Origin of the sequence: Kitasatospora sp. NPDC057595 (assembly GCF_042800875.1) — a bacterium.
Classification (GTDB): Bacteria; Actinomycetota; Actinomycetes; order Streptomycetales; family Streptomycetaceae; genus Kitasatospora.
This window is the reverse complement of record NZ_JBHVGL010000005.1, coordinates 109,537-127,552: the sequence shown is the minus strand read 5'-3', so window position 1 is coordinate 127,552 and position 18,016 is coordinate 109,537. Positions and strand designations below refer to the sequence as shown.

Here is an 18,016-nt window from a genome sequence, read left to right as displayed (position 1 = left end):
GACCGCTCGGCACCGCGCCCGCCCCGGTCAGCAGGTGAGCACCGGTGCGGCCCAGTCGGCGTGGTCGCTGTTGGTGCCGTCGCCGCCGTCCGTCACCACGAGCCGCAGCTCGTTGGCCCCGGTCAGCGCCGCCGCCAGGTGCTTGGCCCCGGAGGCGGCGGTCATCCGCCCGCTGTCGGCGACCTTGCTGTCGTCGGCGTAGATCTCGAAGGAGACCGAACCCCGGCCCTGCGCCTCGTCGTCGACGCCCACGTCGGTGCTCAGCGCGGAGCAGGACCCGCCGAGGTAGTAGACGATCTCGCTGAACGCGTTGACGCCCAGGCCCTTGGGGTACTTGGCGCCCGCGATGCTGATCGCGGAGCCGTCGCGGGCCTGGTTGTCACCATTGCTCATGTCCCGCTCGACCGGACCCCAGCTGTTGCCCGCGGCGGACCAGGCGAGGTCGGAGAGCTGGTAGGTGCCGGCGGCCGGGCCGCTGCCACAGGCGATCCGGACGTTCGCCCAGTCGGCGTGGTCCCAACTGGTGCCGTCGCCGCCGTCGGTGACCACCAGCCGCAGCTCTCCGGCCCCGGTGAGGTCGGCGGTGAGCCGCTTCGCCGCGTCCCGGCCGGTGACCGGGCCGCTGTCGGCGGCCTTCACCCCGTCCGCGTAGACCTGGAACACCACCGAGCCGTTGCCGTACGCCTCGTCGTCGATCCCGACGTCGGTGACCAGGTTGCGGCAGGTGCCGCCCAGGTGGACGCCGATCTCGCTGGGGGCGTGCACCCCCAGGCCGTAGGGGTACTGGACGCCGCGGACGGTGATGGTCCGTCCGTCGCCGGCCGCGTGGTCGCCGTTGCTGTGGTCGCGCTCCACCGGGCCCCAGAAGTTGGAGACGGAGGTGAACGGCAGGTCGCTCAACCGCGTGACCCCGTTGGGCGGGGAGACCGGCGAGCTCGGGGTGACCCGGAACATCGCCGTGCCGTGCCCCGGGACGACCGCGCCGATCGCCCCGGTGCTGGTCGTGCTCTGCTTGGACCACAGGTCCTTGACCGTGTACGACGCCGCGCCGCCGATGCCGATGGCCTGCGCCGTGGTGCTGATGGTGGTGTCGTAGGAGCGCTCGTTGGTGAGGGTCACCGAACGGCTGCCGTCCGCCAGCGGCTTGCTCATCACCACGAGCCCGTTCACCCGGGAGACCACGGAGCCCTGCCGGCCGAGCGGGTCCTGGTCCACCGCGATGACGTCCTTGTTGGTGAGGATCTCCAGGGTCTCCGGTTCGGCGCTGCGCAGGTCGGAGCCGATCAGCAGCGGTGCGGCCATCTGGGCCCAGAGGCTGAAGTGGGTCCGGTACTCGGTGCCGGTCATGCCGCCGTTGCCGACCTCCAGCATGTCCGGGTCGTTGAAGGCGCCGGGCTTGGCGTAGTTGGCCAGGCCCTGGTTGGCCTGCGCGATGGAGATCATGCTCTCCCAGTTGTCGCTGATGTCACCGGTGGTGCGCCAGGAGTTGCCCACCGGCTGCGCCCAGTTCCACGGCCCGGTGCTGCCCCACTCGCAGATGCTGTAGAGGATCGGCCGGCCGGTCCGCTTCAGCGCGTCGCCCATGGCCCGGTAGCGGGTCTGCGCGTCGACGCCCTGGTTGCGGCAGTTGTCGTACTTGAGGTAGTCGACGCCCCAGGATGCCCACAGATCCGCGTCCTGCTGCTCGTGGCCGAGGCCGCCGGGGAAGCCCTTGGTGTCGCAGGTGTGGTCCCCGGCGCTGGAGTAGAGGCCGAACTTCAGCCCCTTGCCGTGCACGTAGTCGGCGAGCGCCTTGATGCCGTGCGGGAAGCGGACCGGGTCGGGAACGAGGTTGCCGGCCCCGTCGCGCTGGGGCATCGCCCAGCAGTCGTCGAGGTTGACGTACTGGTAGCCGGCAGCCTTGAGGCCCTTGTCGACGAAGATGTCGGCGATGTTCCTGATCATCGCCTCGTTGAACTGCTCCCCGCAGGCGGTGGAGTTCCAGTTGTTGAACCCCATCTGCGGGGTCAGGTTGAGGCCGTTGTCGAGGGCCGCGGCCGGTGGCGCGGTGGCGAGTTGGAGCCCGACGGTGAGGGCGCCGCCGCCCGCCATCAGGGTGAGCGCGGTCAGTGCGGCCGCGAAGCGGCGGCCCGGCCGGGTTTCGGGGGTGCGCAAGAATCCTCCAGGTGAGGGAGCCGAAAGGATGGTCGGGTCGGGGGAGTTGGACCCGGGCAAGGAAGGAACGGAACGCGGCCGCTCAGTTGAGCAGTGTCCAGGCCTGACCGGGGGCGGCCGGGTTCGGCGCGCCGAGGACGACCGCGGAAGTCGGTGCGCTCTGCGGGGCCTCCAGGGCCAGCCCGGTGGCGACATTGGTGATGATCAGTGCGCCGGTGGCGGTGTTCTGCACGACCCGCCACTTCTGGTGCGGGCTCGCCGGGTCCCAGCGGTTGAGCACCCAGGCGGCCGAGCCGGGCCCGTTGCCGCCGGTCAGCGTGCCGTGTACCTGGGTGGGCGTGTCGCAGTTGTCGGTGATGTGCACGGTGCCGTCGGGGTTCGGGGTGAACTTCCACTGCTCCGAGGTGTGCCAGTCCCACCAGGTGTTGATGTCGGTGGTGGAGCCGTCCGGCGCGGCGCACATGCCGCGGACCTCCAGGGCCTGGCCGCCGGTGCCGCCCGCGCTGATGCCGTGGTAGCGGCCGTCGCCGACGACCGCGGCCGGAACGGTGGCGGGCAGCGCCTTGAGGCGGTACAGCGTGACGCCGTGCGGCGCCACCGAGGCCCCGACGGTGTTGGTGAAGACACCGGTGGCGCCGGTCCAGAGGTCCTTGACCGTGTAGCCGGGCCCGGTCAGCCCGAGGTCGGTGAGCGTGGTGGTGATGTTCTTCCAGCCGGCCGGGTCCTGGTTGACCAGCAGCACGGCGGTGTCACCGTCGGCCAGTTGGCGCTTGAGCACGATCGGCGCGGCGGGGCTGTTGGGCGGGGCGCCGACCAGGGTGGCCGGCTTGCCGAGGCGGTCCTGGTCCACCGCGATGACATCGGTGTTCTTGTAGATCGCGAGGGCGGAGTCGCTGATGCCGGTGGTCCAGCTGACGCCCTGGTCGGTGTGCCGGGTGTCCGCCGCGGTGCGCAGGTCGGCGCCGCTGATCAGCGGGGCGGCCATCATCGCGAGGATGGACATCTCGCTGCGCGCCTCGTCGTCGGTCATCGGCTTGTGGCAGGTGCAGTTGTCGGTGGTGCCGTAGACGCCGTAGGGGGACAGCCAGCCCGCGAACATCATGTCCATGTCATTCCAGCTGCCGGGCCGGACGTTGCCCGGGTACTCCAGCGCGGTCCGCAGCTGGCCGTTGTAGAGCACGCCGTCCAGGTCGGGGCCGCGGTCGCCGCCGATCCGGCACAGGTTGGCGACCTGGCCGCACCACTTGCCGGTCGGCGCGTAGCCGGGCGCCTCGAACGGGGGCGTGCCGGCGGCGACGACGACCGGGTCGGTGCGGGCGGGGTCGTCGGCCGCCAGCAGGTACGGGACGCCGGTGTGCACGGGCTGGGCGGAGATGCTCAGGGTGACCCGGGGCCGGTTCCGCGCGGCGGAGGAGGCGTCCAGTGCCCGGCGGAAGTCCTGGGCGCGGGCGTAGATGGAGCGGGTGAGCTCCCGGCCGATGCCCTGGGTGTAGTAGTTGTGGCCGTCCGGCCCGGTGATCTGGGGCCCGTAGGGGCAGTCGTCGTACTTGACGTAGTCGACGCCCCAGGCCACGAAGTCGTCGGCGTCGGTGCTCTCGTGGCCCAGGCTGCCGGGGTGGCCCTGGCAGGTGGTGTAGGTGGTGGTGGCGTAGATGCCGAGCTTCATGCCCTTGCTGTGCGCGTACCAGGAGAGGTACTCGATGCCGTTGACGGTGCGGCCGTTGACGGTGCGGGAGGGGAAGTGCGCCGGGTCGGGCACCAGGTGGCCGCTGGTGACGTCGAGGCCCGTGCCGTCGGTGCCGCTGACCGGGTTGCGGTTGGCGTCGTAGAGCTGCATGGCGCCCTCGGCGGTCTTCGCGAAGTCGGCGCTCTGGCCGTCGCGGTGGCCGAGCGACCATCCGTCGTCGATCGTGACGGTGTCGTAGCCGGCCGCGACCAGTCCGCGGGCGACCATGAAGTCGATGGTCTGGACGACCTGTTCCTGGGTGACGGCGGTGCCGAGGATGTTCCAGGAGTTCCAGCCCATCGGCGGGGTGAGGGCCTGTCCGTTCTCGACGGTGACGGCCGTGGGCGCGGCAGCGGCGGGGGTCGCCGCCGGGCCGAGGGCGAGCGTGCCGAGGCCGGACGCGGCGAGGGCCAGCGCCAGCAGGGTGCGGGGGACGATTCGGGGCGCGGATCTGCGCATGGGCGCTCCAGAAGTGCGCGGGTGGGGGCGCATGAGGTTCGCTGGTGAAGGGGAGTCGCGCTGGTGCTTTCTGTCTCATTTTCAAACAGAAAGCAACGCAGCATAGGTCTGGCGGGAGCCGACATTCAAGAGCACCTTTCTGCTGCACGGGGCTTGACGGTCTGTCAGTGCCGGGTGTGATATTTCACATCGCGTTGAAATCTGTTTGGTTCTGCTTGATGAGGAGCGGTCCAGTCCATGACCAGAAGCACCAGCCGTCGCGCTGCGGTCGGCTCCCTCCTGCTCGCCCTCGGCCTGACCGCCGCCTGCTCCGACGGGCAGGAGACGACCACCGGCAACGCCTCGGCGGCACCCGTCGGCGGGAAGATCTCGATCACCTACCTGCAGAAGCAGGGCGACCAGGAGTACTTCATCGGCGAGGCCGCCGGCGCCAAGGCCAAGGCCGCCGAACTCGGCATCGACCTCAAGGTGGTCAACCTCGGCAGCGACGCCAACAAGACGGTCAGCGAGGTGCAGGGAGCCGTCGCCCGGAAGACCAACGGGGTGATCGTCGTCGTCCCCGACCCGGCCGTCGGACCGCAGGTCGTGCGGACGCTCCGGGACGCCGGGACCGCCCTGCTCACCTCCGACGACCAGGTCTGCGCCACCGGCCCCGACCCGGCCGCCTGCGCCAAGGCCGACCTGGTGCCGCGGATCGGCTTCAGCGGCGCGCAGATGGGCGCCGAGGTCGGCCGGCGCGCCGCCGAGGAGTACGCCAAGGCGGGCTGGTCGGCGGCCGACACCCGGGTCGTCTCGGCCTGGAAGCAGGACGTCACCGTCTGCGGGGACCGCGTCAAGGGGGCCAAGGAGGCCTTCGACGCGGCCGTCCCCGGCGTGCGGACCATCGACGTCGCCACCGACAACACCCCCACCGGCGCGCAGGACAAGGTCGCCGCGACCGTCACCGCCAACCCGGGCGTCAAGCACTGGGTGGTGTGGGGCTGCAACGACGAGAACGTGCACGGCGCCGTCACCGCGCTGCAGAACGCCGGCCTCGGCGCGAACGACGTGATCGGCGTCGGCCTCGGCGCCTACCTCGCCTGCAAGGACTGGAGCGCGGGCAAGCCGACCGGGATGAAGGCCGCGCTGTTCATCAACGGACGGGAAGTCGGCGCGCTCGCCGTCCAGACGATGTACGACAAGCTCAAGAACGGCAAGGAGTTCCCGGCCGAGCTGTTCGCACGCGCCACCATGGTCGATGCCGCCACCTGGCAGGGCGCGGGAGTCACCTGTGGCTGACCGGGCCACCGAGCCGCCGGCCACCCCGGAGCCGCCCGGGCCCCGGCCGCCCGCCGGACAGCGGCCCACCCCGCAACCGCCCGGCACCACCGGCGTCGCGGCCCTCACCAAGACCTTCGGCGCCGTCCGGGCCCTGAGCGGCGTCACCCTCGACTTCCCCCGCGGAACGGTCACCGCGCTGATGGGCGAGAACGGCGCCGGCAAGTCCACCCTGCTGAAGATCCTCACCGGCGACCACCGGCCCACCGAGGGCCGCGTCCTGCTCGACGGCCGCCCCGTCGACCTGCGCTCCCCGGCCCAGGCCCGCGCCCTCGGCATCCGCATCGTCCCGCAGGAACCGGAGATCGTGCCGCACGTCTCGGTCGCCGAGAACGTCTACGCCGGCGCCCTCCCCACCGGCCGGGGCCGCCGGCTGGACCGTGCCGTGCTGCGCCGCCGGATCACCGCCGACCTGGACCGGCTCGGCTTCACCGGCGTCCTCGACCCCGACCTGCCCGGCTCCCGGCTCACCGCCGCCCAGCGCCAGCTGGTCGAGATCATGCGCGCGCTGACCGGTGGGGCCGGCGAGGCCAAGCTGATCGCCTTCGACGAGCCCACCTCCTCGCTGTCCGAGCACGAGGCCGACACCCTCTTCGCGCTCATCGGCCGGCTACGCGCCGAGGGCGTCGCGGTCGTCTACGTCTCGCACCGGATGCGCGAGATCTTCCGGCTCGCCGACCGGATCGCCGTGCTGCGCGACGGCGCGCTGGCCGGCGTCCAGGACACACGCGACACCACCGAGGGCGACCTCGTGCGGCAGATGGTCGGCCGCGACCTGTCCGCCCTGTTCGTCCGCGGCGACGTCGCCACCGACCGGGTGGTGCTGCGGGCCCGCGGCCTGACCACCGACCACGTGCGCGACATCGACCTCACCGTCCGGGCCGGGGAGGTGGTCGGTCTGGCCGGGCTGATCGGCGCGGGGCGCTCGGAACTCGCGCTGGCGCTCGCCGGGGACCTGCCGGTCCGCTCCGGCACGGTCACCCTCGACGAGCGACCGCTGCCCGCCGGCCGCCCCGGCCGGGTGATCCGTGCCGGCCTGGGCCTCGCCCCCGAGGAGCGCAAGGCCCAGGCCCTCTTCCTGCACCGCTCGATCCGCGACAACACCTCGATCGCCGTCCTGGACCGGCTGCGCCGCTGGCGCTTCGTCAGGCGCGCGGCCGAACGCGACCTGGCCCGCGTGTACACGGACCGGCTGCGGGTGCGCGCCCCGTCGATCGAGCACGAGGTCCGCAAGCTCTCCGGCGGCAACCAGCAGAAGGTCGTGCTCGCCCGCTGGCTGGCCCGCCGGCCCAAGCTGCTGATCCTCGACGAGCCGACCCGCGGCATCGACGTCGGTGCCAAGACCGAGATCCACCGGATCATCGCCGACCTGGCCGAGGAGGGCGTCGCCCTGCTGGTCATCTCCTCCGAACTGCCCGAACTCCTGGGCCTGGCCGACCGGATCGTCGTCCTGCAGAACGGCCGGATCACCGGCGAACTCGACCGCGCGGCCGCCACCGAGGAGGCGGTCCTGCAGCTCGCCATGGCCGACGACATCACCGCGGTCGCCACCGCCGACCGCCCGACCTCCCCGGGAGCACCCTCATGACCAGCGCCGCTATTCCGCCCGCCGTCGGGCGCCCCGGTCCCGGCGACCCCGGGTCCGGAGAACCCGGCTCCGGCCGGGGACCGGGCTCCGGGCACGGCCGCCGGCGGCGCACGGGAGGCCGTCCGCTCGCCCTGCTCGCCGGGATCGGCGGCCAGAACCTCAGCCTGCTCGGCGCCCTGGCCCTGGTCCTCACCGTCTTCGGCCTGCTCGACGACAACTACCTCGGCTGGACCAACCTCCAGGTGATCGCCGAGGCCGCGACCATCACCGGCCTGCTCGCCGTCGTCCAGACGGTCGTGATCATCTGTGGCGGTCTGGACATCTCGGTCGGCTCACAGGCGGGCCTGGCCTCCGTGGTCAGCGCCATGGCCTTCACCTCGGCCGGGTCGAACGCCCTCGCCGGGACGGCCGCCGCGGTGGCCGTCGGCGTTCTCGTCGGCACCGTCAACGGCCTGGTCATCGTCCGAGGCCGGGTCAACGCGACCATCGCCACCCTGGCCGGCCTCGCCGCCTACAAGGGCATCGCCCAACTCGTCTCGGACGGGCGGGCGCAGGGCTATGTGCTCGGCGACCCGGTGTTCGTCTTCCTCGGCCGCGGCAAGATCGCCGGACTGCCGGTGATGGTTTGGATCCTGATCCTCGTCGCGCTCGCCGTGCACATCCTGCTCACCTACACCGACCTCGGCCGCAACCTCTACGCGATCGGCGGCAACGACACCGCCGCCCGGCTGGCCGGCATCGCGATCAACAAGTACCTGGTGGCCGTCTACACCCTGATCGGCGCGGTCGCCGCGCTCGCCGGCATCCTGCTCACCGCCCGCACCGGCTCGGGCCAGCCGGTCTCCGGCAGCGAGGGCCTGGAACTCAAGGCGATCACCGCCGCGGCACTCGGCGGCTGCGCCCTCAAGGGCGGCCGGGGCGGGATCGGCGGCACCCTGCTGGCCGTCGCCCTGCTCGGCGCCCTGGAGAACGGGCTCACCGTCGAGGGCATCAACTCCTTCTGGCAGAACGTCGCCCAGGGCCTGCTGCTGGTGGTGGCCGTCGTCGTCCAGCAGTCCCGCTCCGGCGACCGCGCGGTCGGCCTGCCCGGCTAGCCATCGGCTCCGAAGCCCCGGAACCGGGGCGCACAAACGCGACCTCGGCCCCTCTCGATGATGTGGCCCCTCGGCGCCCGCCAGGCCGACCCGGAGTCCTTCGACCTCGCCGGGCCGGCCTGCACGCTCGACCTCGGCCATGCGGGCCACGAGATGGTCGCGGATCTCCGGGTGACCCCCGTGCGTGCGGGGCGGACAACGCCCCGTGCCCGAGGCGGGCTTCGGCGGTGCGGCGGCGAATCCTTCGGTTCGACCGTGCAGGCGGCCGTGGGAGGGCTAGCGTGTGGGCGTGCCCGCGCCGACACCACCGCCTCCGCCGCCAGCACCACCCCCTGCTGTCCCGCCCGTTCCCGCGCGGCGGCCCGGCCCGCCGGCCCCTGGCCGTGCCCGGCGGCTGGGCGGTTGGTGGGCGCGGCGGCACGCGCTGGGGCGGTTGCCCTACTGGTTGCTGACCCGTGCGAGCTGGGTGCTGGGACTGTGCGCGGGACTGTTCGCGCTGAACGGCTTCCTGCTGGGGTGGGCGCAGGCGTACGAGGTGATGGTGGGCCTCGCCTCGCCGGCCGCGGTGCGGCCGCAGTGGAGTGCGTGGCTGCTGTCGGTGACCGGATGGGCCGCGATCCCGGCCTTCGTCGGCGGCATGGCCGGGCATCTCGTCACCGCGCAGATCCAGGCCCACCAGGCCCTGCCGCTGGAGGAGGTCCTGAACAGCGTCCGGGAGCTCGCCGCTCCCCCGCCCCCGCCGCCGGGCGGGAGCGGACCGTGATCATGCTGCACGACCTGCACAAACGCGGCGGCGACGTCGAGACGGCCGTCCTCGCCTTCGGCGACCTGCACCGGGCCGCGACGGCAACGGTCCCGGTCCCGGTCCCGGGCCCGGACTGGGAGCGCGCAGAGGAGCACTGGCGACAGCTCGTGACCTTCCTGCTGGACAATGCCGCACCGAAGCGGAAGCAGACTCATGCGGACAGGCTTCGCTGGGCGCAGAACGCCGCGCTCGACGTCCTGCTGTCCTGCGTGGGCGTCTCCGGCTCGCGGTGCCCGATCTGTTCAGGCCTGTCATGACAGCCCTACCGTGGAGAACGTGGTGGACGACGACGAGATGACGCGAGCGAGCGCGGTGCTGCGCGGCGTGCTGTACCTCGCGCGCCCCGACGCTCCCTCCGCTGCGCTGACGGAGACGGCCCGTGGGATCGCCGAACGTGCCGGGCGCGAGGAAGAGCCTCGGCAGGCCCTCGCCCAGGCGGCCGGCCTCACGCTCACTCGTGCCGGCAACGACCGGTTGAACCTGGCGGAGGCCAACCTGGCCTGGGCCGACCTGGCCCTTGCCGGCCTGGTCGGGGCCGACCTGGCCGGCGCCAATCTGACCAGGGCCGTCCTGGCCGGGGCCGAGCTGGCCGGGGCCGACCTGGCCGGGGCCGACCTGACCCGGAGCATTCTGGCCGAGGCCGTCCTGACTGGGGCCGTCCTGGCCGGGGCCGACCTGGCCGGGGCCACCCTGAACCGGGCCACCCTGACCGGCGCCGACCTGACCGGCGCCGTCCTGGCCGGGACCACCCTGAGCGGGGCGGACCTGACCGGGGCCGTCCTGGGCGAGGCGGACCTGGCCGGGGCCCGCCTGGACCGGGCCGACCTGACCGGGGCCGACCTGATCGGGGCCGACCTGGCCGGGGCCAATCTGACCAGGGCCGTCCTGGCCGGGGCCGAACTGCTCCGAGCCACCCTGACCAGGGCCACCCTGACCGGCGCCGACCTGACCTTCGCGGACCTCACCGGGGCCGATCTGACCGGGGCCGACCTGACCGGGGCCAACCTGGCCCTGGCCCGCCTGGACCAGGTCAACCTCGCTTCGGTGACCTGGGGCATTCGCACCACCGCGTGGCCGGCGGCGATCGCCGATCGGGTGCTCGCCGGATCGGACGAGATCGAGCCCGGCGTGTACCGCGTCCGGGGAGGGTCGTCGCCGGACCGCAGCGTGGTGCTGGTGTGACCGGCGCGCGCTCCACCGCTCGCCCCGGTCCGCCCGCACAGCCGGCGTGACCAAGGCCGGGTGCCCGGTTCGCGGCCCGGATCCGACGGCCACCGTGCACACGTCCCGCCAACGGTGCTGGGCGGAAGCCCGGTGACCTGCGAGGGCTCCGGAGACGTCCCGCACCTACGATGACCGGTCACGTCACGGCTCCACGGCGGGCCCGGCCGGCCTCGTCGCGTCCTCACAGCCTTCGAACGACCAGGCGTTCCGCCCGTCGCCCGGGCGGCGGGAAGCCGGAGGAAAGCCCACGCTTCTCGGCGGACTCCTCACCACCAGGGGCCCCGTGATCCCGAGCCGGCAACGGGCGTACGACCGGGCCCCATCTCCAGGCATCCGGCGGGTGTCGGGTGGCGGGCGGCCTCAGTCCGTCGGGACCGGAGCGACGACCAGCTCCCCGACGGCCTCCGCCAGGGCGGTGCGGGCCTGGGCGTTGAGGCCCGCGTCGGTGACGAACACGTCGATCTCGTCCAGCGCGGCGAACCCGCTGAGCGCGACCACGCCCCACTTGGTGTGGTCGGCCACCACCGCGACCCGGCGGGCGGAGGCGACCAGTGCCCGGTTGGTCTGCGCCTCGGCGAGGTTGGGGGTGGTCAGGCCGGCCTTCTCACTGACCCCGTGCGCCCCGAGGATCAGCAGGTCGACATGGAGCGAGCGGACCGCCTGGTCGGCCAGCGGGCCGACCAGCGCCGCCGAGGGGGTGGGCGAGCCGCCGGTCAGCAGCAGCGTGGGCGCGCCGGCCGCCGGCTCGTCGCCCGTCGAGCGGATCAGCTCCGCGACCGGCAGCGAGTTGGTGACGACGGTGAGGCGCGGGACGTGCAGCAGCCGGGCGGCGACCGCGTACGCCGTGGTGCCCGCCGCGACGGCGACCACGCTGCCGGGCTCGACCAGGGTGGCCGCGGCCTCTGCCACGGCGGCCTTCGCGGCCGATTCCAGCGCCGACTTCGCCTCGAAACCCGGCTCGTCGATGGCCGTGCCGGCGGCGGCGACGGCCCCGCCGTGCACCTTCTTCACCACGCCGGACCGCTCCAGGGCGTCGAGGTCGCGGCGCACGGTCATGTCCGAGACGCCCAGCTGCTCGACCAGCTCGGCGACGCGTACGGCTCCGCTGCGGCGCACCATCTCGGCGATCATCGCCTGCCGCTGATGGGCCAGCAGCCCGCTGTCGGCCAAGACCCCACTCCTCACGCTGGTACGCCCTGCAGGACCGGGCGGCCCGCGAGTCCGTCAAGGATACTGTCCGACCGGGTACGGCCGACCGGGTACGGCCGACCGCAGAGGTGCGGGGGCGTCCGGCATACGGAACTCGATCTCCCCGCGGGCGGCCCGACGGCAGAATCACCGCATGGGAAAGACATACGAGAAGATCGACGACCGCCTGCGCGCGTTCATCGAGGCCCAGCCCGTCTTCTTCGTGGCGACCGCGGCGCTCGCCGCCGACGGGCACGTCAACCTCTCGCCCAAGGGCCGGTCCGGGTCGCTCGCCGTGTTCGACGAACGCACCCTCGCCTACCTGGACTTCGGCGGCTCGGCGGCGGAGACGGTGGCGCACGTGCGGGAGAACGGGCGGATCACCCTGATGTGGTGCGCCTTCACCGGCCCGCCGAAGATCCTGCGGGTGCACGGCCACGGCGAGGCGGTGTTCCGCGACGACCCGCGGTTCGCCGCGCTGCTCGCGCGCTTCGACCCGGCCGCGGACGGACCCTCGCTGCGCGCGATCGTCCTGGTGACGGCCGAGCGGGTGAGCGACTCCTGCGGCTACGCGGTTCCGCTGATGGACTACCAGGAGGACCGGGACCTGCACGCGCAGTACTTCGGCCGCCAGACGGACGAGGAGTTCAGCGACTACTGCGCGCGCAAGCCGCAGGTGGCCACCAGCCTCGACGGCCTGCCGGCGATCCCGCTGCCGCTCCCCGCCCGCCCCGGCCCGGCCGGCTGACGGCGTACGCGGCGCGGAACGCACGACGCCGTGGAACGCACGACGCCGCTGGACGCCGACCGGCCCTTCAGGGGCCCGGTCGGGTGCAGCGGCGTTGTCGTGGTGCTCCCCGGCGAGGGGAGGCGAGGCGCGGGGGCCTGCCCGGTCAGGGGTCTTACTTGCTCAGACCGGCCTTGACGGAGCACACGGGCCAGGCGCCGGGGCCCTGCGCGGCGAGGACCTTCTCGCCGACGGCGATCTGCTGCGCCTTGGTGGCCTGGTGGGCCTGCGGCGCGTAGGCGGTGCCACCGAAGGCGGCCCAGGTGCTGGAGGTGAACTGCAGGCCGCCGTAGAAGCCGTTGCCCGAGTTGATGGCCCAGTTACCGGTGGCCTCGCACTGCGCGACCTTGTCCCACACGGAGACCGGCGCGGCGGAGGCGCCGTTCGCCGCGACGAGGCCGGCCACCGGGAGAGCGGTGAGCGCCCCGGCCATCAGAGCCATCCGGACGCGGTTGCGGCGCTTGGTGGCGGTGGTGGTGGCAGCGGCGGTCTCGTTACGGAAGGTCATGGGTTTCCTTTCGGAGAGGGTTTGCGAGCGTGCGGAACCAGGCCCTCGGAAGGCCGTCGGTTTCGGGGACTCAGCACTCGCGTGGTCTTGCACCGTCCGGCTCCCGGGGCGGTGAGGCCCTGGTGAGCGGCTTGCTCGGTGCAACGACTTCGAAGTTACGGGGGCTGTGGGGCCGTTTCAAGGAATCGCAGGTTTAGCCACGTCAGGGCGGGGTTACCGCTAGTAAGGATCAAGAAAATGGGTGGATTTGAAGGCAAATGTCCCGATTTTCAAGATCAAACCTTCCGGGAAAGTGGCCTGGCGCACATCCCGGGCCCTGTGAGGCCGCGCACACGGTCGACGGCGTGTGACGGGCGCTCGCCGCGCCGTGCGCGAATCCGCCCCTCCGGGGGCCGGGGGCCGGGGGCACGGGTGGCCCGCACCACAGCCCTCACCGGCCGTGCCCCCTGCGGTCACCCGCCGTGTCCGGCATAGCCTCTGGCCATGACCAACGAGAGCGATGCGGAGCGGGACGAGGCGGACTTCGAGGCCGAGGAGCCGGGCGGTGCGGTCGCGCCGGCCGGGTTCGAGCTGGGCACCGACGGCCCCAGGATGCTCCTGGCGGGCCTGGACGGCTCGGACTCCTCCTGGCGTGCCACCGCCTACGCGGCCGGCCTGGCCCGGCGGCAGAACGCCACCCTGGCGATCGCCTACATCCAGCCGGTCCTGGGCGCGGCCACCGCCCTGGCCGGCGCGGCGGTGGAGGAGACCACCCGGGAGATCGCCGAGGAACTGCTCACCGCGATCCGCGAGGCCGAGCACCGGCTGCGCGACGTCTGGCAGGTGGACTGGCGGTTCCTGACCGTGCGCGGCGACCCGTACGTGGGGCTGGCGCGGCTGGCGGACGAGCTGCGGGCCGACGGGGTGGTGGTCGGCGCCTCCGAGCAGGCCGGGCACCGGGTGATCGGCTCGGTCGCGGTGCGGCTGGTCAAGGCGGGCCGCTGGCCGGTCACGGTGGTCCCGTAGGCGTCCGCGGGGAGGGGGCGGCAGGTGGGGAAGGAGAACGGGCTGCGGCCCCGGGGGTTCCGGGACCGCAGCCCTCGGCGTGCGGGGGCGCGTCGGCGAGGCGTCGGCGCGCGGGTGGGCGGGCTTCGGTCAGAGGATGGACAGACTGTTGCCGCAGACGTTGATCGGGACGCTGATCGGGATCTGGACCTGGTTGCCGGACAGCACCCCCGGCGAGTTGGCCACCACGCCGCTGGCGTAGGCCCCGCCCTCGTTGATACAGGTCGTTCCGCCGCCCTCGTGGGGGGTGGGGGAGTGGAACGCGGGGGCGTGCTGCCCCGGCTGGTGGTGCCCGTGCCCGTGCTCGGGCTCGTCGCAGTCGCCGGCGAAGGCGGGGCCGGCGGACAGGACCGCCAGCGCGGCACCGAGGCCCGCGGCGATCAGGTACTTCCTGGTGTTGGTCATGCCGAAGGAATAGCCAGCCGCCACGCTGAGGGCGACACAATCCGACCATCGGATCACCCGATCGCAGTCGGAAGCACACACCGATGCAGGAACGCCGCCGCCCACCCGGCGCGGCCGACCGGGCGACGGCCCCGGGCCGCCCGGGGCGGCGGGGCCCGGCCCCGGGGCCCGGACGGGCCCGGCGCTAAGGTGCATGACCATGACGGACACCCCGGTCGATCAGCCCCGGACGCCCCGCCGCCGTCCCGCCGGATCAGGCGGACCGGCACACCCCGTCGCCGGTCCGGCCCACCACCCCGGGCGCCGGACGGACGACGTGAACGCCACCACCGCCGCCCCCCGATCCGCCGCCCCTCGCTCCGCCGCCGGCCCGTCCGGCACCGACCTGCACCTCGACCTGCCCGCCACGGGCAGCCGCCGGTCCGCCCTGATGACCGCCCTGCGCGAGGCGATCCGCAGCGGCCGGCTCGCCCCCGGCACCCGGCTGCCGCCCTACCGCACGCTCGCCGCCGACCTCGGCATCGCCCGCAACACCGCCGCCGACGCCTATGCGGAACTGGTCGCCGAGGGCTGGCTCACCGCCCGCCAGGGCTCGGGCACCGCCGTCGCCGAACGGGCCGAACCGGTCGCCGCGAACCGCGCCCGCCGCTCCTCCCTTCCGCCGCGCCCCACCCACGACCTGCGACAGGGCCGGCCCGACGCGTCCGCCTTCCCCCGCACCGCCTGGCTCGCCGCCGGACGCCGGGCGCTCACCGCCGCGCCCAACGAGGCGTTCGGACCGGGCGACCCGCAGGGCCGGCGCGAGCTGCGCGAGGCCCTCGCCGACCACCTCGCCCGGGCCCGCGGGGTGCGGACCGGCCCGGACCGGATCGTGGTCTGCTCCGGCTTCGCCCACGCGCTGCGCCTGCTGTTCGACGGCCCGGGCGCCGTGCTCCCCGCCCGCGGCCGGGGCCCGCTCGCCGTCGAGGGCTACGGGCTGCCCTTCCACCGCGGTCTGCTGGCCGCGGCCGGGGTCACCACCGTCCCGCTCCCGCTCGACGAGCACGGCGCCCGGGTCGGCGCGCTCGCGGACCAGCGCGAGGTCCGGACCGCGCTGCTCACCCCCGCCCACCAGTTCCCGACCGGGGGACCGCTGCACGCGGGCCGCCGGGCGGCCGTGGTGGACTGGGCGCGCGGGCGTGGTGGACTGGTCCTGGAGGACGACTACGACGGCGAGTTCCGCTACGACCGGCAGCCGGTCGGCGCGGTGCAGGGCCTGGACCCGGAGCGGGTGGTCTATCTCGGGACGGCCAGCAAGAGTCTCAGCCCGGCCCTGCGGCTCGGCTGGATGGTGCTGCCCGACCACCTGGTGGACCGGGTGGTCGCCGCCAAGGGGGAGCGCGAGGGCTGGGCGAGCGCGCTGGACCAGCTGACCCTGGCGGAGTTCATCGACTCGGGCGGCTACGACCGGCACGTGCGGCGGATGCGCCGCCGCTACCGCGAGCGCCGCGACCGGCTGGTCGACGCCCTGGCCGAGCGGGCCCCGCACGTCGAGGTCACCGGGATCGCGGCCGGACTGCACGCGGTGCTCCGGCTCGCGCCCGGTACCGAGCGATCGGTGCTCAGGACGGCGGCCGGCCGGGGGCTGGCCCTGGACGGGCTGGCGGACTTCCGGCACCCGCTGCTGGCTCCGGAGGCGATGCCGGCGGTGGACGGCCTGGTGGTGGGCTACGCGACCCCGCCCGACCACGCCTACCCGGCGGCCGTGGACGCGCTCTGCGCGGTCCTGCCGTCGCCGCTCTGACGGAGCACGGGCCCGGCCGGCCCGCCGGCCGCCCGGCGCCCGGTCCGCCGGACCGCTCCGCCGCCAGGCGCCCGGCCCGTGGGCGAGCCGCCGTCCGGTGCGGCGGGAGGGGAGGGTAGGGCTCCGGACACCCGGGCGCGAAGCGAACCGGAAGGTAATGGCCCCGGTGTCCGCTCGCCGGTCATATGCCGGTACGGACCGGGGCGGAAGCCGCCACCGCGGACCGGACCGCCGCCTACGCTCACTGGTCATGCGCACTTCACTCAAGAGCCGTCTCGGCCTCCCCGCGGTCCTCGCCTTCCTCGTCGCCCTGCTGCTGTCGGCGACCCCCGCCCACGCCGGCACCCCGGTGCTGTCCGTCGCCGTCGACAAGGCGACCGCCACCCCGGGATCCTCCGTCACCCTCACGCTCACCCTGACCAACCCGCACGACACCGCCGCGCAGTTCGTCTACGAGTCCATCCAGCCGACCTACGCCACCACCCTGAACACCGGCCTCAAGTACGGCTTCTCCGCCTGCGGCGGCAACGTCACCAGCTGTGACACCGGTGCCACCAGCGGCCTGGTCCACCACTCCGTCCCGGTCGCGGCCGGCGCGACCACCACGGTCACGCTGACCTACGCCATCGGCGCCGACTCGGTCTGCGGCAACGGCGCGCGGATCGACTTCTACACCTACCTCTACTACGAGTACGCGAACGGCACCGCCAGCGACTCCGGCATCTTCCAGGTGCCCGGCAACGAGGTCGTCTGCGCCTGACGGCCCGTGCCCCCCGCCCTTCCATGACCCCCCGTCAGGTGCCGGTCGCCCCCGTGGCGGCACCTGACGGGGGCTCCGTTCCCGGTGCCCGTCGGTGTGCCCGTTCCGGTGCCCGTCCGCCCACCGGGGCAGCGGCTGCCGCCCCGGCGTTGTCGTACCCCCGTGACAGGCTTGGCGCATGGCCGAACTCGTGACCACCGACACCCGCCCGACCATTCCCGGCGAGGGCGTGCCGCCGATACCCGGCGAGGTCGCTGAGCTGATCCGCGCCCGGGCCGGCGAGCGGCTGGCGCCGCTGGTCCACGGGCTGTTCCGCTCCTCCCTCGTCCTCGATCCCGTGGCGGACACCGAGGACGCCGGCGACGCTGCGGGCGCCGGGGATGCCGCGGGCGCCGGGGATGCCGACGGTGCCGCGCACGACGGCGTGGCCGGCCGGCTCGGCGGCCTGCCCGCGCTGCCGGCGGGCACGGCCTGGCCGGAGTTCGGCGACCGCCCGATGCAGCTGCTCGCCCAGCTCGATTGCGCCGCGCTCGCCGCGGCCTTCCTGGCCACCGGACCGGACACCGGCGGCTGGCCGCTGCCCGCCGACGGACTGCTGCTCTTCTTCCACGACGAGTGGCTCACCGACTTCACCGGCCGCGGCTGCCGGGTCCTGCACGTCGCCGCCGGCGCGCCACCGCGGCCGGCGCCGCTCGCCGAGCGCGGCACTCCCGCCGTGCCGGGCGTCCCGGTCAGGGCCGCCCGGGCGCTGTCCGCGCCGTCCTACCAGGACCGCGAGCTGGAGCGGCTGTTCCCCGACGACTTCCTGATCGCCCTCGACCTCGCCCAGGACCTCGCCGAGCAGCTGTCCCGCCCCGCGGTCCGGGTGCTCGGCTGGTGCGACACCGACACCGGCCGCCCCGAGGGCCACCGCCCGCTGCTCCAGATCGAGAGCGGCGTGCTGGCCGCCGACTGGGGCGAGTGCGTCAACGTCTCCTTCTGGATCACCCCCGACGACCTCGCGGCCGGCCGCTTCGACCGGGTCCGGCAGGGCTTCGAGATCGCCTGAGCGGTGGGAGGCCGGATCCGCGCCCCCGGGGGCGGAGTCCGCGTGATCGGGGGTGCCCCCCGTCCGGAGGCGGGGGCGCATGGCCCGGCAGGCGCGAGTTCGAGGGCAGCACCTAGGCTGGGAGGA

General features: G+C 73.9%; 16 protein-coding genes. 11 read left to right on the top strand and 5 right to left on the bottom strand.

The features are described from left to right. Positions 1-27: 27 nt before the first annotated feature. Entirely contained in the window at positions 28-2,091 is a 2,064-nt protein-coding gene (locus tag ACFU9E_RS10815) for an NPCBM/NEW2 domain-containing protein (RefSeq protein ID WP_380682277.1), read from the bottom strand. Positions 2,092-2,236: 145 nt separating this feature from the next. After that, positions 2,237-4,339 (bottom strand): alpha-galactosidase, encoded by a 2,103-nt coding sequence (locus ACFU9E_RS10810; RefSeq protein ID WP_380682261.1) that lies wholly within the window; start codon positions 4,337-4,339, stop codon positions 2,237-2,239. A 237-nt stretch (positions 4,340-4,576) separates the two neighbouring features. Between ACFU9E_RS10810 and ACFU9E_RS10805 the strand changes: the two genes are divergently transcribed. From ACFU9E_RS10805 to ACFU9E_RS10780, 6 genes are all read left to right on the top strand, one after another. Further along, a complete protein-coding gene (locus ACFU9E_RS10805) occupies positions 4,577-5,617 on the top strand; it encodes a substrate-binding domain-containing protein (RefSeq protein WP_380682262.1) in 1,041 nt (346 codons plus the stop codon). Further along, complete coding sequence (locus ACFU9E_RS10800) at positions 5,610-7,244, top strand: sugar ABC transporter ATP-binding protein (protein ID WP_380682263.1); 1,635 nt, start codon at positions 5,610-5,612, stop codon at positions 7,242-7,244. Before ACFU9E_RS10805 ends, ACFU9E_RS10800 begins: the two co-directional genes overlap by 8 nt. Beyond that, the gene (locus ACFU9E_RS10795) at positions 7,241-8,338 is read left to right on the top strand and encodes an ABC transporter permease (protein WP_380682264.1); all 1,098 of its coding nucleotides are present in this window, start codon (positions 7,241-7,243) and stop codon (positions 8,336-8,338) included. Before ACFU9E_RS10800 ends, ACFU9E_RS10795 begins: the two co-directional genes overlap by 4 nt. Positions 8,339-8,771: 433 nt before the next feature. Then, a complete protein-coding gene (locus ACFU9E_RS10790) occupies positions 8,772-9,101 on the top strand; it encodes a DUF6313 family protein (protein ID WP_380682265.1) in 330 nt (109 codons plus the stop codon). After that, a complete protein-coding gene (locus ACFU9E_RS10785; protein WP_380682266.1) occupies positions 9,098-9,400 on the top strand; it encodes a hypothetical protein in 303 nt (100 codons plus the stop codon). Before ACFU9E_RS10790 ends, ACFU9E_RS10785 begins: the two co-directional genes overlap by 4 nt. Before the next feature lie 19 nt (positions 9,401-9,419). Further along, positions 9,420-10,325: a pentapeptide repeat-containing protein gene (locus ACFU9E_RS10780; protein WP_380682267.1), complete on the top strand. Its 906-nt coding sequence runs from the start codon at positions 9,420-9,422 to the stop codon at positions 10,323-10,325. A 402-nt stretch (positions 10,326-10,727) separates the two neighbouring features. Here the strand turns inward: ACFU9E_RS10780 and ACFU9E_RS10775 are convergent, their stop codons facing one another. Then, a complete protein-coding gene (locus tag ACFU9E_RS10775; RefSeq protein WP_380682268.1) occupies positions 10,728-11,537 on the bottom strand; it encodes a DeoR/GlpR family DNA-binding transcription regulator in 810 nt (269 codons plus the stop codon). A gap of 172 nt (positions 11,538-11,709) precedes the next feature. Here ACFU9E_RS10775 and ACFU9E_RS10770 point away from each other — a divergent pair, with 172 nt between their 5' ends. Beyond that, positions 11,710-12,303 (top strand): pyridoxamine 5'-phosphate oxidase family protein, encoded by a 594-nt coding sequence (locus ACFU9E_RS10770; protein ID WP_380682269.1) that lies wholly within the window; start codon positions 11,710-11,712, stop codon positions 12,301-12,303. A 154-nt stretch (positions 12,304-12,457) separates the two neighbouring features. Here the strand turns inward: ACFU9E_RS10770 and ACFU9E_RS10765 are convergent, their stop codons facing one another. Then, on the bottom strand, positions 12,458-12,850 hold the full coding sequence (locus ACFU9E_RS10765; RefSeq protein ID WP_350567971.1) for a transglycosylase family protein: 393 nt from the start codon (positions 12,848-12,850) through the stop codon (positions 12,458-12,460). A 591-nt stretch (positions 12,851-13,441) separates the two neighbouring features. Here ACFU9E_RS10765 and ACFU9E_RS10760 point away from each other — a divergent pair. Beyond that, entirely contained in the window at positions 13,442-13,855 is a 414-nt protein-coding gene (locus ACFU9E_RS10760; protein ID WP_380682278.1) for a universal stress protein, read from the top strand. 129 nt (positions 13,856-13,984) lie between these two features. On the opposite strand, the gene ACFU9E_RS10755 is transcribed toward ACFU9E_RS10760, so the two are convergent. Then, positions 13,985-14,299: a chaplin gene (locus ACFU9E_RS10755; RefSeq protein WP_380682270.1), complete on the bottom strand. Its 315-nt coding sequence runs from the start codon at positions 14,297-14,299 to the stop codon at positions 13,985-13,987. Positions 14,300-14,498: 199 nt separating this feature from the next. Between ACFU9E_RS10755 and ACFU9E_RS10750 the strand changes: the two genes are divergently transcribed. The 3 genes from ACFU9E_RS10750 to ACFU9E_RS10740 all read left to right on the top strand — a co-directional run bounded on the left by ACFU9E_RS10750 (position 14,499) and on the right by ACFU9E_RS10740 (position 17,890). After that, positions 14,499-16,082 (top strand): PLP-dependent aminotransferase family protein, encoded by a 1,584-nt coding sequence (locus ACFU9E_RS10750; protein ID WP_380682271.1) that lies wholly within the window; start codon positions 14,499-14,501, stop codon positions 16,080-16,082. A 250-nt stretch (positions 16,083-16,332) separates the two neighbouring features. After that, positions 16,333-16,842 (top strand): hypothetical protein, encoded by a 510-nt coding sequence (locus ACFU9E_RS10745; protein ID WP_380682272.1) that lies wholly within the window; start codon positions 16,333-16,335, stop codon positions 16,840-16,842. 178 nt (positions 16,843-17,020) lie between these two features. Continuing rightward, on the top strand, positions 17,021-17,890 hold the full coding sequence (locus ACFU9E_RS10740; protein ID WP_380682273.1) for a DUF1963 domain-containing protein: 870 nt from the start codon (positions 17,021-17,023) through the stop codon (positions 17,888-17,890). The last annotated feature ends 126 nt before the right edge of the window (positions 17,891-18,016 follow it).